This is a genomic window from Comamonas testosteroni TK102, from assembly GCF_000739375.1.
Lineage (GTDB): Bacteria > Pseudomonadota > Gammaproteobacteria > Burkholderiales > Burkholderiaceae_C > Comamonas > Comamonas brasiliensis.
In genome coordinates, this window is the sequence record NZ_CP006704.1 from 1,661,135 (window position 1) to 1,674,968 (window position 13,834).

General features: G+C 62.9%; 10 protein-coding genes. All 10 read left to right on the top strand.

The genetic code is table 11. The annotated features are described in order from the left end of the window. Positions 1–25 precede the first annotated feature (25 nt). The 10 genes from O987_RS07530 (at position 26) to O987_RS07575 (ending at position 13,796) form a co-directional block, all read left to right on the top strand. Positions 26–1,198, top strand: a complete 1,173-nt coding sequence (locus O987_RS07530) for a lipid-transfer protein (protein ID WP_043005774.1) — start codon at positions 26–28, stop codon at positions 1,196–1,198. Positions 1,199–1,214: 16 nt separating this feature from the next. Beyond that, positions 1,215–2,396, top strand: a complete 1,182-nt coding sequence (locus tag O987_RS07535; RefSeq protein WP_043371388.1) for an acyl-CoA dehydrogenase family protein — start codon at positions 1,215–1,217, stop codon at positions 2,394–2,396. 30 nt (positions 2,397–2,426) lie between these two features. Next, positions 2,427–4,238: a long-chain-acyl-CoA synthetase gene (locus O987_RS07540; protein WP_043371391.1), complete on the top strand. Its 1,812-nt coding sequence runs from the start codon at positions 2,427–2,429 to the stop codon at positions 4,236–4,238. Next, entirely contained in the window at positions 4,231–5,313 is a 1,083-nt protein-coding gene (locus tag O987_RS07545) for an MBL fold metallo-hydrolase (protein ID WP_003057325.1), read from the top strand. The genes O987_RS07540 and O987_RS07545 overlap by 8 nt, the downstream gene beginning before the upstream one ends. Continuing rightward, positions 5,310–6,506, top strand: coding sequence for an acyl-CoA dehydrogenase family protein (locus O987_RS07550; protein WP_043371393.1), 1,197 nt, complete (start codon positions 5,310–5,312; stop codon positions 6,504–6,506). Before O987_RS07545 ends, O987_RS07550 begins: the two co-directional genes overlap by 4 nt. 71 nt (positions 6,507–6,577) lie before the next feature. Then, complete coding sequence (locus tag O987_RS07555; protein WP_003057321.1) at positions 6,578–7,705, top strand: acyl-CoA dehydrogenase family protein; 1,128 nt, start codon at positions 6,578–6,580, stop codon at positions 7,703–7,705. Between the two features lies 1 nt (position 7,706). Continuing rightward, complete coding sequence (locus tag O987_RS07560) at positions 7,707–9,413, top strand: class I adenylate-forming enzyme family protein (protein WP_043371397.1); 1,707 nt, start codon at positions 7,707–7,709, stop codon at positions 9,411–9,413. 281 nt (positions 9,414–9,694) lie between these two features. Continuing rightward, on the top strand, positions 9,695–11,074 hold the full coding sequence (locus O987_RS07565) for a DUF1329 domain-containing protein (RefSeq protein ID WP_003057317.1): 1,380 nt from the start codon (positions 9,695–9,697) through the stop codon (positions 11,072–11,074). A gap of 35 nt (positions 11,075–11,109) precedes the next feature. After that, positions 11,110–12,621: a DUF1302 domain-containing protein gene (locus O987_RS07570; protein ID WP_232536095.1), complete on the top strand. Its 1,512-nt coding sequence runs from the start codon at positions 11,110–11,112 to the stop codon at positions 12,619–12,621. 71 nt (positions 12,622–12,692) lie between these two features. Then, on the top strand, positions 12,693–13,796 hold the full coding sequence (locus tag O987_RS07575; protein ID WP_003057315.1) for a dienelactone hydrolase family protein: 1,104 nt from the start codon (positions 12,693–12,695) through the stop codon (positions 13,794–13,796). The last annotated feature ends 38 nt before the right edge of the window (positions 13,797–13,834 follow it).

Consider the following 13,834-nt stretch of genomic DNA (forward strand, 5'->3'; position numbering starts at 1 on the left):
AAGCGGAGACATTCCTGTGAACGATATGAATATTTCCGGTCGCGCCGCCATTGTGGGTCTGGGTGCAACAGAATTTTCCAAGAACTCGGGCCGTACCGAGCTGCGTCTGGCCATGGAGGCGACGCTGGCTGCGCTCAGCGATGCCGGCATCGACCCCAAGGAGGTGGACGGCTTTTCTTCGTACTCCGTGGACAAGGTTCCCGAGTATGAAATCGCCCGCCTGCTCGGGGCTCGCAATGTGAGCTTTTTCTCCCAGGTACCGCATGGTGGTGGTGCGGCCTGCGGCCCCGTGCTGCATGCGGCCATGGCCGTGGCCACGGGCATTGCCAAGACGGTCGTGGTCTACCGCGCCATGAATGAGCGCAGTTGGTACCGCTTCGGCACCGGCAGCTATGGCTTTGGCAGCACGCCATTCTTTGACAATGTGAACTATGGCTGGTACATGCCCCACGGCTTTCACACACCGGCATCCTGGGTGGGCATGTTTGCGCGCCGCTATATGCACAGCTTCGGTGCCACCAGCGAGGACTTCGGCCGTGTGGCCGTGGCCGTGCGCGACTTTGCCGCCACCAATCCCAACGCATTCTTCTACGGCAAGCCCATCACACTGGAGGAGCACCAGGCCAGCCGCTGGATCTGCGAGCCGCTGCACCTGCTGGACTGCTGTCAGGAGTCCGACGGTGCCGTGGCCATGGTCATCACATCGAGCGACCGTGCCCGCGAGATGAAGGCCAAGCCGGTCTACATCAAGGCCGCAGCCCAGGGCATCTCCGACGGTCAGCAGTCCATGACTTCCTTCTACCGCGAGGACATCACCGGCCTGCCCGAGATGGGGCATGTGGCCAGCCAGCTGTGGCAGCAAAGCCGCCTGACGCCCAAGGATGTGCAAAGCGCGGTGCTATACGACCATTTCTCGCCCTTTGTGCTGCCTCAGCTCGAGGAGTTCGGTTTCGTCAAGCGCGGCGAGGCCAAGGATTTCATCCGCGGCGGCGAGCATGCGCGCGGCGGCTCCCTGCCCGTCAACACCCATGGCGGTCAGCTGGGCGAGGCCTATATCCACGGCATGAACGGCATTGCCGAAGCGGTGCGTCAGATTCGTGGCACTTCGGTCAACCAGGTCAAGGACGTGCACAACATGGTGGTGACCGCCGGTACCGGCGTGCCCACCAGCGGCCTGATTCTGGGCGACGAGGCCTGATGGCAAGGAGACATTCATGTTCATTGACCTGACTCCCGAGCAGCATGCGCTGCGCCTGAAGTGCCGCGACTACTTTCAGGCGCTGATGACGCCCGAGCTCAAGGCCCGCATGCGCGGTGCCGAGGGCGGCGACGAATACCGCGAGCTGATCCGCAAGATGGGGCGCGATGGCTGGCTGGCGATTGGCTGGCCCAAGGAGTTCGGCGGCCAGGGCCTGTCGGCCACCGAGCAGCTGATCTTCTTTGAGGAAGCGAATATCGCCGGGGCTCCACTGCCTTTCGTCACCATCAGCACTGTCGGTCCCGCGCTGATGGAGTATGGCACCGAGGCGCAGAAGCAGGAGTTTCTGCCGGGCATGGCCAGCGGCGACATCATCTTCGCCATTGGTTATTCCGAGCCCGGTGCCGGCTCCGACCTCGCCATGCTCAAGACGCAGGCCCAGCTGCAGGGCGATCTGCAGACCGGGCACTTTGTGGTCAACGGCCAGAAGCTGTGGACTTCAGGCATCGAGTCGGCCGACTACGTATGGCTGGCTGCCCGCACCGACCCGGAGCTGGCCCGCCACAAAGGTATTTCCATCATGGTGGTCGATGCCCGGGACAAGGGCTTTTCGCACACGCTGATTCAGACTGTGGGCAATTACACGGCAGCCACGTATTTCGACAATGTTGAAGTGCCCGCAGCACGTCTGATCGGCCAGCTCAATGGCGGCTGGAAGCTGATCACCGCCCAGCTCAACCACGAGCGCCTGGGTCTGGGGGCCTGGTCGGACAAAGTGTTCGACCCCTTCGCCAAGGTGCTGCAGTGGGCCAAGGCCAGGGACGAGCAGGGCCGGCGCGCTGTCGATCAGGCATGGGTCAGGCGCAGCCTGGCCGAGTGCTATGCCCGCCTTGAAGCCATGCGGCTGACCAACTTCCGCATCGCGGCCAGTCTGGAAGCCGGTGCCATGGATGTGAGCCTGGCTTCTGCCACCAAGGTCTATGGCTCGGAAGGCGTGGTCGAGGTGCTGCATCGATTGATGGACATCGTGGGCAGCAGCGCTTTGGTGCGTGGCGGCTCGGCGGCGTCCTATCTGATGGGCGAGCTGGAGTATGAGCTGCGCGCCTCCACCATCAACACCTTCGGTGGCGGCACGAACGAGATCCAGCGCGAGCTGATTGCCCAGTTCGGCCTCGGCATGCCACGTCCTCAGCGCTGATCTAAGACAAAAAAACCAAGGAGACATGTGATGAGCGACACGACTGTGGTGTCGCGCGAGCAGACCCAGCTCAAGCTGGATCGTCGCGCGCCCATTGCGGCCAAGTACATGGCCGATACGCCCTACACCATGGCCGATCGCCTGGAGGACTGTGCGCGAGATTTCGGCGAGCGCATCTTTCTGACCGAAGGCGATGTGCGCTACACCTACGCGCAGTTCAATCAGCGCGCCGATCAGGTGGCTCGTGCGCTGCACGGGCAGGGAGTGAGAAAAGGCGATGTGGTGGCCATGGCCATCGAGAATCGTCCCGCCTTTTTCTTTGCCTGGTTCGGCGTGGCCAAGCTGGGGGCCGTGGTGGCCTTCATCAACACCCATGTGACGGGCAAGCCGCTGACGCACGCGCTGGAGGTGACCAGGGCCGGCCATGTGATCGTGGGCGAGGAATGTGTGCAGCGCTTTGCGCAGGCCGAAGGTCTGAACACCGCACTGAACTACTGGCACTGGCCGGATGAGGACAGGCCCGCGGAAGCGGAAGTTCTGTCGCAGTTCGGTCCGGATCTGCAGGCGTTGGCCGCGAGCCAGGACGACTCACCCGTACCGCTTGCATGGCGCGAGGGCGTGCTGGCCGGCGATACGGCACAGTACATCTTCACCTCCGGCACCACGGGCCTGCCCAAGGCTGCGGTCATCAGCCATGCCCGCTGGCTGATGGCGGGAGACTCCATGCAGCTGCTCTGGGAAATCACCCGGGACGACTGCTTTTACTGCTTTCTGCCGCTCTACCATGGTGCGGCTTCCATGTCGCTGACCGCAACCGCCATGGCTGCAGGCGCGCGCATCGTGGTGCGCCGCAAGTTCAGCCGCAGCGAGTTCTGGCGCGATATCCGCACGCATGGCATCAGCTTTTGCCAGTATGTGGGGGAGATCTGCCGCTTTCTGCTCAGCGCGCCTGCGACCGACCAGGACCGGGAGCACAGCTTGCGCAAGATGGCTGGAACCGGGCTCACGCCGGAGATCTGGCAGCAATGGACCTCGCGCTTCGGCGCCGTGTTCCAGATTTACGAGGGCTGGGGCGGGACGGAGTCCAACACCAACACCATCAATCTTGACAATCGGATCGGCTCCTGCGGTCGTGTGCCCTTCTGGGAGAAAACCAATCTGCGCCTGGTCCGCTACGACCAGGAAAAAGGCGATTACATCCGCGACGAGAACGGATTTCTGCAGCTGGCCGGCGTGAACGAGCCCGGCGAAGCCATAGGCATGGTCATTCAGTATCCGGGCGTGGTCGCCGGGCGCTTCGAAGGCTATACCAGCGAGGAAGCTTCCGAGAAGAAGCTGCTGCGCAATGTCTTCCAGCCGGGCGATGTCTGGTGGACCTCGGGCGATCTGCTGCGTTGCGACGAAGACGGCTATTGCTGGTTTGTGGACCGCATCGGCGATACCTTCCGCTGGAAGAGCGAGAACGTATCGACCATGGAGGTCGGCGATGCGCTGGGGGACTTCAAGGGCCTGGATGCAATTACCGTCTATGGCGTGCAGGTTCCCGGCCATGGCGGTCGTGCAGGCATGGCCGCCCTGGTGATGCATGAGGGTGCCGGGTTCGACCCCGGAGCCTTCTGGGAGCTGGCCATCTCCCGCCTGCCACGCTATGCAGCACCGCTGTTCGTGCGCCTGATGGATACGCCGGACATGACCGGCAATTACAAGCTGCGCAAGGTGGATCTGCAGAAGCAGGGCTATGACGGCGTTCCCGGCGCCGATCCGCTGTTTGTGCGCAATGACAGGCTGCAGACCTATGTGCCGCTGACTGCCGCCGCACTTGAAGAGGCTCTGCGTGGCTAGCGCCGTCGCGCAGGAGCGCGTACGGGCCAAGCCCGCAGAGGTGCTGCGCTACCCCTTCGAGCCGCCGCCAGCCGATGGCAGCCATGTGGAGATCGTGCCCGGCCTGCTGTGGCTGCGCATGCCCATGCCCATGGCCCTGGATCACATCAATGTCTATCTGCTCAGGGACGGCGACGGCTGGGCGCTGGTGGACACGGGGCTGGGAATCCCTGCCACCTTCGAGCTGTGGGAGAAGATCTTTGCGCAGAAGCTGGCCGGACAGCCGCTGACCCGCGTGATCTGCACCCACTGCCACTATGACCATGCGGGGGCGGCATGGTGGTTGCAGCAGCGCTTTGGCGTGCCGCTGCTCATGACCTATGGCGAGTTCATGATGCTGCGCTCGCTGATGGGGCCGCCGCCCGATCCGCTGCCCGAGGCGCATCGCGAGTTCTATGTGCGTGCAGGGGTGAGCAGCGAGGAGCTGGACAGCATGCTGACTGCCATGCGCAAGGACCCGTTCATGCCCAGGCAGCCCAGCCATTACCAGCGCATTCATCCGGGCGAGCTGCTGCAGATCGGGGAGCGCCAGTGGCGCATTGTGCTGGGCGAGGGGCATTCGCCCGAGCATGCCTGTCTGTATTGCGAGGACGAGGGCATTTTGCTGGCCGGTGATCAGGTGCTGCCGCGCATCACCTCGAACGTGATGGTCAGCCCCATCGAGCCGGAGGGCAATCCGCTCAAGCTCTGGATCGATTCGCTGCATCGACTGGGCGAGCTGCCGGCCGACACCCTGGTGCTGCCATCGCATCAGGGCGTGTTCTACGGCCTGCACGAGCGTCTGGTCCAGGTGCACGAGCACCATGCCGAGCAGTTTGCGCTGCTGACCGGGCATCTGGGCCAGGTGGGGTGCGCAACGGCGGCCGAACTGGTGCCGGTGCTCTTTCCCCGGCTGCGCAGTCCTGTGGATCGCCTGATGGCCCTAGGGGAAACGATAGCCCATTTGAACCTGCTTCACCAGGATGGAGTGCTGTTGCGCACCGCGGGTGAAGGCAAGATTGCATATTTCTCGTTGGCCGAGGTGAGGAAGCCATGACGGAACTGGAAACATTCAAACAAGACGTGGCGCAGTGGCTGGAGGAGAACTGTCCTGCGAGCATGCGCCGCCCCATTGTCTCCGAGGAGATGGTCTGGGGCAGCTCCCGGCTGCAGTTCACGAGCGAGGATCAGAAACTGTGGTTCGAGCGCATGCGCGACCGCGGCTGGTTCGCGCCGTCCTGGCCGCGTGAATACGGCGGTGGAGGCCTCTCTCCCAAGCAAGCCCGCATCCTGGACGCGGAGATGGCCCGTCTCGGTTGCCGCCAGCCCCAGTACAACCTGGGCGTGTGGATGCTGGGGCCGGTCCTGGTGGAGGTGGGGACGCACGAGCAAAAGCTCGAGCATCTGCTGCCCATGATGCGCGGCGAGCAGCGCTGGTGCCAGGGCTTTTCGGAGCCCAATGCCGGCTCGGATCTGGCCAGCCTCAAGACCTCGGCCAGGCGCGTGACGGACGAGCAGGGCGAGGCCTATATCGTCAACGGGGGAAAGATCTGGACTTCGGACGGAGACAAGGGTGACTGGATGTACGCGCTGGTCCGCACCAGCAGCGAAGGCAAGAAGCAGGACGGCATCAGCTTCCTGCTGATCGACATGAAGAGCCCGGGCGTCACGGTCAAGCCCATAGAGCTGATCAGTGGCAAGTCCAGCTTCTGCCAGGTCTTCTTTGACGACGTGCGGGTGCCTGTGCGCCAGCTGGTGGGCAGGGAAGGCGAAGGCTGGTCGCTGGCCAAGAAGCTGCTGCAGCACGAGCGTGCGGCCATGTCCAAGTTCACGGAAGGCGGCGCGCCCTCGCACGATGCTCTCAGGACCGCACTGCCCTATATGGTGGATGACCAGGGGCAGGTCCGCGATGGCGCACTGCGCGACAAGCTGGCTGGACTGCTGATGGATGCGCAGTCTTTCGCCCTGACCCATCGCCGGGTGACCGAAAAGGCGCTGGCGCGCCAGGATGTTTCCGGCCCCTCCAGCATCATGAAGCTGGTGCAGACCGAGCAGGAGGTTGCCAAGTACGAGCTGCTGCAGCAGGCGCTGGGCCTGCGTGGCCTGGGCTGGGACGCCGGCGATGACTTCACGGCCGACGAGATCGAGGTAGGCCGTGCCTGGCTGCGCTCCAAGAGCTACACGATTGCCGGCGGCAGCTCGGAGGTGCAGCTCAACATCATTGCCAAGCGGGTGCTGGAACTGCCTTGACCGTGGGCTGCAATGCGGCTTGGCGCCACGCTGCGGGGCGGCGGATAACGAATTGAAATGGAGACAAGAATATGACCATGCTTTTGTCGCAAGAGCAGGAACTGCTCAAGGACAGTGCTGCAGCCTTTCTCGCGCAGGAAGCGCCTGTGGCCCAGCAGCGTCGCCTGCGCGATGCAAAGGTGGAACAGGGCTTTGATACGTCGCTGTGGCAGCAGATGGTGGAGATGGGATGGCCCGTGGCGGTACTGCCCGAATCGCATGAGGGGCTGGCTGCAGGCTATCTGGGCATGGGTGCCGTGTTTGAGGCGATTGGCCGCAACCTGTCGGCCCAGCCGTTGCTGAGCCAGGCCGTGCTGGCACCGGAGCTGCTGATTCGCGCGGGCTCTGCGGCCCAGCAGGCGCAGTGGCTGCCCCTGCTCGCCAGTGGTCAGGCCAGGCTGGCGCTGGCCCTAGAGGGAAAAGCCGGCCAGCATCAGGCCGATGCATCGGGTGCGGTGGCCGAGCAGTCCGGCACAGGCTGGAGCCTGAGCGGCGAAAAGGCCTTTGTGCTGGATGGCGTGGGCGCCAATGGCTTTGTGGTGCAGGCTGTCTCGGGCGAAGGTGCTCCCGGCCTGTGGCTGGTGCCTGCCGATGCCCAAGGTGTCAGCGTCAGCCCCATGAGCGTGATAGACAGCCGCAACATGGCGCGCGTGCGGTTTGACCAGGTGGCTCTGAGTGCCGAGATGGCACTGGTGGCCAGGCCGGCGGCTCGGGCGCTGGAGGAAGTGCTGGACCGGGCCAGAGCCTGTCTTGCCGCAGAGTCGCTGGGCCTGCTGCGTGAGGTGTTCGAGCGCACGACAAGCTATCTGAAGGAGCGCGTTCAGTTCGATGTGCAGATCGGCTCATTCCAGGCATTGCAGCACCGTGCGGCACGCCTGTATGTGGAGCTTGAGCTGCTGGAGAGCTGCGTGCTGGCGGCCCTCGAAGCCATTGACTCGGGCCGCGAAGACAAGGTGCCCGAGCTGGTCAGCATGGCCAAGGCCAGGGCATCCGACCTCTGCGAGAAGCTCTGCAACGAGGCCATACAGCTGCATGGCGGCATCGGGGTGACGGACGAACTGGACATCGGTCTGTTCTTCAAGCGGGCACGCGTCTTGCAACGCCTGCTGGGCGACGGCAGCTATCACCGCAACCGCTTTGCACAACTGAAAGGTTTCTGAGATGAGCGATGCCTTGGTTTCCATAGGTGAAAAGATCCGCAGCGTTCGCGCTCAGCTGACGGCGGCGGGCGCACCTTTTGAAGTGCAGCAGATCACGCTGCCCGATGGGCGCAGCGTGGCCGCCTATCGCAATGCGTTTCAGAATCTGGCCCAGCTGATCGATGCGGGCCGGGTCCACGGTGCGGCCGAGTTCATGGTCTATGGCGATGATCGCTGGACCTTCGACCGCTTCTTTGCCGCAGCCGACGCACTGGCCAGCCGCTTGCAGAAGCAGCAAGGCCTCAAGGCCGGCGACCGGGTGGCCATCGCCATGCGCAACCGCCCCGAGTGGGCGGTGGCCTTTGCTGCCACGGCCTTGCTTGGCGCCGTGCCGGTGCCTCTGAACAGCTTTGGTCTGAGCAGCGAACTGATGGCCAATCTGGAGGACACGAGTCCGGTGATGCTGATCTGCGATGCCGACCGCCACGCTCGCATCAGCCAGGCCATTGCGCAGACTGCCATCAAGACGGTGGTGGTGGATGGTGAGGCTGGCGACATCAGCTGGCTGGCGCTGACCGCAGGCGGTCATGATGGCTTTGTGTCGCCGCAGCTGAGTGCCGATGAAGCTGCGCTGATCCTGTTCACATCGGGTGCCACCAGCCGTGCCAAGGGCGTGGAGTCCACGCACCGTGCCGTGTGCCAGGGCATCTTCAATATCGACTTCATCGGCGCAGTGGCGGCCATGACCTCGCCGGACGCGATTGCCGCCATCATGGCGCGGCAGCTGCAGCCGACCACCTTGTCGGCCGTGCCGCTGTTCCACGTCAGCGGCCTGCATGCCCAGCTGCTGGTCAGCCTGCGCCATGGCCGCCGCCTGATCTTTGTGCACCGCTGGGAGCCCGAGAAGGCTGCCGAGCTGATCCGCAACGAGAAAGTCACCCAGTTCAATGGTGCGCCCAGCATGGTGCAGCAGCTGATCGGCCTGCCCGGCTTCGAGCAGCCGCAAAGCTCGGGCAATCTCTCCGGCGTGGGCTTTGGCGGGGCGGGACTGCACCCGCGCCTGATCGATGAGGTGCTGACCAAGTTCAAGGGGCGCATGTCCGGCATAGGATTTGGACTGACCGAATCCAACGGCGTCTGCGCAGGCAGCTCGGGTCGCATGTTCGAGGAGCATCCGCGTAGCTCGGGGGTGCTGTCGCCCATCATCGAGGTGCGTATTGCCGACCTGGATGGCGCCGCCCTGCCCGTGGGGCAGAGCGGCGAGATCTGGCTGCGGGGCGTGACCCTGATGGAGCGCTATTGCGGCGACGAGGAGGCTACCGCCAAGGCCATGCAGGGGGGCTGGTTCCACACCGGAGACATAGGCTTTCTGAACGATGAGGGCTTCCTGACCATCGTCGACCGCATCAAGGACGTGATCAACCGCAGCGGTGAAAAGATTGCCGCGGCCGAGGTCGAGGCCTGCCTGCTGCAGCATGAGTCGCTGGAGGAGGCCGCCGTGTTCTCCATGCCGCACGAGGTCACGGGCGAGCAGGTCGTAGCCGTGGTGGTCGGGAAATCGTGGAGTCAGGTCACTCCCGAGCTGCTTCGCGAGTTCGTGGCTCAGCGGCTGGCCAGCTACAAGGTGCCCAGCCGTATCGTCGTGCGTGCCGAGCCTTTGCCGCGCAATCCCGCCGGCAAGATGCTCAAGGCATCGATTCGCAAGGAATGTGCCCATCTGCTGAGTTGATGCCCGGATCGGGGTGGTTCTAGGACTTTCCCGATCTGCTTTCCAAAGCCTGCTGCTGCCTCGCGCACCAGCAGGCTTTTTCATTGGGAAAAACTCTTTGAGTTACCCATGTGGACTAGGTCTCTAGGGTCTGTCAGTAGTCAACTCAGACGATGGTTGAACAGACCTGCTGACGCAGTATGCAACTGCCTGCAAACGGCAAAACCACTGGGACTGCGCGAGGCGATGTACTTCGTTTGTAGCACCCACCAAAAATAAGTTCTAGAACCTAGGAGACAGAGATGAAGTTTGTGACAGACAGGACTCCGCTCGCAGTGGCAGTTGGCCTGATGGTTGCATCGTCGGCATGGGCGAAGGTGCCGGCGAGCGAAGCAGAGCAGCTGGGCAAGGAATTGACCTGCGTGGGAGCCATCAAGGCCGGCAACAAGGAAGGCACGATTCCCGAGTTCACTGGCAAATGGGCTGGTGCGCCCACCGGCGTGGCCCATGTGCAATCCAGCGGCAAGCATCCCGTGGATATCTATGCCGATGAAAAGCCTCTGTTCGTGATCACGGCGGAGAACATGGACAAGTATGGCGACAAGCTCAGCGCCGGCCAGAAAGCCATGTTCCAGAAGTACCCCAAGACCATGCAGATTCCGGTCTACAAGGGGCATCGTGACTTCCGCTATACGGATGAAGTCTGCGCCGTGCTGAAGAAGAATGCACTGGAGTCCGAGGTCGTCGACAACGGCATGGGCATCAAGGGCAGCTTCGGAGCGATCAACTTCCCGATTCCCAAGACCGGACAGGAAGTGATCTGGAACAACCTGCTGCCCACGCGTGCCTACACCGAGTCCATCACGCGTGACATGGCAAACGTGCTGTCGGACGGCAGCATGAGCTTCGGCCGCATGCAGAACCTGAATCTGGACATGGTCAACAAGCCGGAGATGCTGGGCAAGCCGGTCGAAGGCGTGATGGCCTATACGCGCACCAGAACGCTGGCTCCCGAGCGCGAGAAGGGCGGCGTGACCCACTCCGTGGAGCCCGTCAACTTCGCCAAGGACAAGCGCCTGGCCTGGAGCTACGACCCCGGTACACGCCGTGTGCGCCAGGTGCCCGAGTATGGCTTCGACCAGCCCATGGCCGGAACCGGCGGCAAGATGACCATCGACTCGGACCGTCTCTTCAACGGCTCTCCCGAGCGCTACAGCTGGAAGTTGCTGGGCAAGAAGGAAATGTACATCCCCGCCAACAACTACAAGATCCACCAGCCCACGGTGAAGTACGCCGACCTGCTCAAGCCCGGTCATGCCAACCCCGATTTCATGCGCTATGAGCTGCGTCGCGTCTGGGCCGTGGAAGGCACCCTGAAGGACGGCTTCCGGCATGTCTATGGCAAGCGTGTGCTGTTCGTCGACGAGGACACCGGCCAGGCCGTGGCCGCGGACATGTATGACGCGCGCGGCCAGCTGTGGCAGCACGCCTTCATCAACTACTACTACTCCTTCGACATCAAGGCCTGGCATGCAGGCACGTCCTTCTATCACGACCTGAACTCTGGCGGGTACATGGGCTACAACCTTTTTCAGGAACGAGCCCAGGGTCCCGTCCTGAACAAGGGTGATCTCGTGCCCGCCATGTTCACGCCAGAAGCCGCGCGCAACGCGGGCAACTAAGTTTTATCAACGAGCGACTCACTATGAAAAACAATATGAAGAAACTCACTCCCATCGCAGTGGCGGCGCTGCTGTCCCTGGGCATGGGAGCGGTTCAAGCGGGGGAGACTGTCGAGCTGGGCGATGGTATGAAGTTCGACTGGCGTCTCAACGTGAGCTATGGCCTGGGTGTTCGTCTGGACAACCCGTCGCCGGTGCTGAACACGGACGGCAACAACAACTTCAAGAAGGGCGCGCTGACGGCCAACCGCCTGGGCGCTGTCTGGGAGAGCAAGCTGTCAAAGGGCGACAGCGGCTTTGTGCTGAACGCCAGCACCTTCTATGACGACGTCTACCACCAGCGCAACGACAACAAGGGCCCGATCAGCACGGCCGGTCCCGTGGACGAGTTCAACTCTGCTGCCAAGCGCTATGGCGGCGGATATTCGCGTCTTCTCGATACCTATGCATACACCAGCTTCAACATGGGCGAGACCCGTGCCACGGTGCGTCTGGGCAAGCAAGTGGTGAACTGGGGCGAGTCCATGTATTTTGCCAATATCGCTGCGGCCCAGGGCCCCAGCGATGCGGCAAAGGCCGCCTCGCCCGGAGCCGAAGTCAAGGAAATCCTGCTGCCTGAAGACCAGATCTCGGCCTCGCTGGAAGTCAGTCCCAAGCTCTCGCTGCTGGGTCACTACCAGTTCGGCTTCCACGAGACGCTGCTGCCTGCTCCCGGCATGTACACCAGCACCAGCAATGCCCTGGGTCCCGGCGCCTCCTGCCTGGGTGTCTACAACGGCGCGACCTGCCGAGGCCTGCGACGCGGCAATGACATCCGCCCCAGCAGCTCGGGTCAATGGGGTATCGGCGGTCGCTATCGCGTGACCGACGAGACGGAAGTCGGCCTCTACTACCTGAACTACAACGACCGCACTCCCTCGCTGGTCGTGAACATGAACGGCGCGATACCGACGGGCTACCAGGTTCGCTATTTCGACGATATCAAGATGCTGGGAACCACGGTCAGCACGACCTTCGGCAAGTTCTCGGCCTTTGGCGAAGCCAGCTACCGCAAGGGCACGCCCGTGCTCAACGGCAACGGTGTGGCGGTGCGTGGGGATGTGGTGCAGGGCAACGTCGGCGGTATCTTCAATATCGGCCGCACCGGTATCGCGGACGACATGTCCCTGGCCGCCGAAATCTCCGGCTCTCGCGTGATCAGCGTGGCCGATGGCAGCTCCACCGACAACCTGAGCTTCAAGACCCGCAACTCACTGGTGGCAGGCGCGACCCTGACGCTGGGCTACCCCGGCATCTTCGAGGGCTGGGATCTGAGCATCCCCATCAGCTATCAGTCGCAACTGCGCGGTCGTTCACTGGTCGGCACCTTCGGCGGCGGCCAGAGCGACAGCCGGTTGAGCATTGGCGCGACGTTTGTGCGCAAGAGCAATTTCTCGATCAACGTGGCCTATATCAACTACCTGGGCAATCCTTCCGCCGACTCCCTGCGCGCACGCCCTCTGGCCGACCGCGACCAGCTGTCGGTTACCGCCAAGTACTCGTTCTGAAGCACAGCAACGAGCCAGCACCACAAAAGCCCGGCTCTCCGGGCTTTTGTGTTTGAAAGAGGTCTGAGTACATGCCAATAACGACCGGAAAATGGATCGCCCCCTTGAGGGCCATGGCGCTGGGATTGATGAGCAGTGCCGCATCGGGGCAGTATCTGCTGGACGCCTTGCCTCCTTTGCCCAAGGTAGCTCCCTTGATGGCACCCACCGAGCTGCACGGTGATACACAGGGCGACATCCGTTTCAGGTCCAGCAGCCCATATGACCTCGATGTGCTGCTGGGCCAGCCGGCCAGGGCAGAGGCAACCATGGGCATGGGCAAGCTGTTCCTGCCCAAGGGGGCCAGCGAGAAGAAGCAGGTGCCGGCCATGGTGGTCCTGCCGGGCGGCGCCGGTGCCATTCCCGGGCGCGAGAGCGAAATGGCACAGATGCTGGCCGACAACGGCATTGCTGCGCTGCTGGTCGATAACTTCAAGCCGCGCGGCATCAGCGAAGACATGCCTTACGCGCTCAAGATCATGGGTACCTCCGAGTTCGATGCCGTGGCCGATGCCTATGCCGCACTCAAGGCCTTGAACAAACACCCCGCCATCGATGGCTGGCGTATCGGGGTGATGGGCTTTTCCAAGGGCGGAATCGCGGCGCGCATGAGTCTGGATGCCCGTATTCGAGACAAGCTGGCACCTTTCATCCAGCCCTTTGCCTTGCATGTGGACTTCTACGGGCCTTGCTACGCGCTGCTGCAGTCACGCAAGACCACAGGCTCGCCCTTGCTCAGCTTCAGAGCGGGGGAGGATGCATCGAATGATCTGGTTGCCTGCGCGCAGCAGGAAAAGATCCTGCGTGAGGCCGGCTCCGAAGTCAGCACCGTGGTCTATGCCAGGGCCGGCCATGACTGGGAAAGCGACAAGCCGCGCGAGATGACGAATCGTCCCTACCTGGCTGGCTGCACCATCGAGTTCAACGACAAGGACTTTCCCGTCTTCAATGGCCAGCCTCTGATTCCCGCCGGGGCTCAGACTGATCGCCAGACACGCTACAGAATCCGGGTGCAAAGCGGTAAAGCGCTGGGAGACTGCGTCAAGGTGGGCTATATCGCCGGGCGCGATGAAACCGCACGCAGCCTGGCCGGCAAGCAGTTGCTGCAGTTTCTCAAGGTAAAGTTCGAGCAGTAGCCAAGGTTCTGCAGAAAGCACGGAGGCCAGCGATCGCT

Bases quoted from the DNA above. Each gene is read 5' to 3' on its own strand.
- O987_RS07540 (WP_043371391.1), top strand. From the start codon at position 2,427: ATGAGCGACACGACTGTGGTGTCGCGCGAGCAGACCCAGCTCAAGCTG.
- O987_RS07530 (WP_043005774.1), top strand. From the start codon at position 26: ATGAATATTTCCGGTCGCGCCGCCATTGTGGGTCTGGGTGCAACAGAA.
- O987_RS07570 (WP_232536095.1), top strand. From the start codon at position 11,110: ATGAAGAAACTCACTCCCATCGCAGTGGCGGCGCTGCTGTCCCTGGGC.
- O987_RS07550 (WP_043371393.1), top strand. From the start codon at position 5,310: ATGACGGAACTGGAAACATTCAAACAAGACGTGGCGCAGTGGCTGGAG.
- O987_RS07555 (WP_003057321.1), top strand. From the start codon at position 6,578: ATGACCATGCTTTTGTCGCAAGAGCAGGAACTGCTCAAGGACAGTGCT.
- O987_RS07575 (WP_003057315.1), top strand. From the start codon at position 12,693: ATGCCAATAACGACCGGAAAATGGATCGCCCCCTTGAGGGCCATGGCG.
- O987_RS07535 (WP_043371388.1), top strand. From the start codon at position 1,215: ATGTTCATTGACCTGACTCCCGAGCAGCATGCGCTGCGCCTGAAGTGC.
- O987_RS07560 (WP_043371397.1), top strand. From the start codon at position 7,707: ATGAGCGATGCCTTGGTTTCCATAGGTGAAAAGATCCGCAGCGTTCGC.
- O987_RS07565 (WP_003057317.1), top strand. From the start codon at position 9,695: ATGAAGTTTGTGACAGACAGGACTCCGCTCGCAGTGGCAGTTGGCCTG.